Raw genomic sequence first — 1,483 nt, forward strand, 5'->3', positions numbered from 1 at the left:
AATCGTATCTGCTGTAAATAAAGGCGTGTCACCACAAATAACTAAAGTCGTACCTTCTTTGTCAGCCAATTCATTCGCCGCTTGTTGCACCGCATGACCAGTACCCAATTGCTCCGTTTGCGTTGTATAAGCCGTACGGTCGCCCAATAATTCTTGGACCGCTTCCGCACCATGACCAACAATCGTCACCACTTCATCAATCCCAGCGTCATTCACACTAGTCAAAACGTGGTCTACCATAGGTTTACCCGCAACTGGGTGTAACACCTTATACAATTTAGACTTCATACGAGTCCCTTTACCTGCTGCTAGAATTACTGCATAACGGTTGCTCATTATGTACATTCACTCCTCTAAAATCATTTATCCATCATTCATTATATAACCGATTATTACTACTTCATTGTATCGAATTCCAAGTTGCTCGACCAGTCTAGATTAATCCTTGTGCCGTCTAGCCCCTTTATTCTTATTATCTCGCTTCCGGTTCTTCTTGCGCGCCTTCGCCGGTGCCGCCGCTTTATTCGCTTGTTTCGGTTTTTTCACCCGTACTTTTGCTTTGACAGCCGCCCCCTCTTTTTCTTCCTGTAAAAGGGGTTGGTCTTCGTCGTTCTGGCTCGCACTCGGTACCTGGTCCGTCAGTTGCCCCCCATAAGTATAGAATGCTGTCAGTTGAATATCATCACCAACCTGCTTCTTCAAATCTCTAAGCGAACGGTCGTTAACGAAAGTCAAGACAATTCCCTCTTTCCCCATACGGCCAGTTCGCCCAGCCCGGTGGGTATATTGTTCAGGGGTCGCTGGTAAATCATACTGAATCACCAAAGGTAGGTCTTCAATGTCCAAACCACGTGCCGCCACGTCCGTTGTAAATAGGTAAGTATATTCACCCTTCGTGAACTTGGCAATAGCTTGCTGGCGGTTTTGCGCCGCCATCTTCGAATGTAGGTAAGCCGTTTGAATATGGTTGAACTGCAATTTTTGTTGTAACTGTTCAATTTCAGCTACCGTACGGACAAAGACTAAGGCCTGCATCCCCTCAACTTGAGCAAGTCGACGCAACATATCGTCACGCTTACGAACAGGAACGTTAATATAGCCATCTTGTCGTTGTTTTTCAAAGGCCGTTCCTATTTTTTCAGCTGCCAATTCAACCACAGGTTCAGCCAATAAGTCACTAGCTAAGCCAGCCAAAGTATCTGGTACTGTTGCTGAGAATAAAGCTACTTGCGCTCTACCCGGTAATTTTTTAACGAATTGCTTGGTTTGGCCAATATGTTCCTCATCTAACAAAGCATCCGCCTCATCAATAATGATGGTATCCACTTCATGAACCTTCAACTTACGTTGGTCAATCAGTTCAATCATCCGGCCTGAAGTTCCGACTACAATATCCGGTCTTTCTCTAATTTTCTCAATTTGCCGCTTCACATTGGCGCCACCAATAATTTTCATGGCTTTGAAGTCAACAGCTCGTGCCCAC

Annotated in this window: 2 protein-coding genes; both read right to left on the minus strand. The window is 45.2% G+C overall.

All coding sequences use genetic code 11. From position 1 onward, the window contains the following. Positions 1-336, minus strand: a 336-nt coding sequence (locus ACRCJ0_RS13870; protein WP_431390815.1) for an NTP transferase domain-containing protein, incomplete at its 3' end; no start/stop codon positions are given. A gap of 102 nt (positions 337-438) precedes the next feature. Further along, positions 439-1,483 (minus strand): helicase-related protein (locus tag ACRCJ0_RS13875; protein ID WP_431390816.1); only part of this gene is annotated, 1,045 nt, incomplete at its 5' end.

Source organism: Aerococcus sp. L_32 (assembly GCF_050689315.1).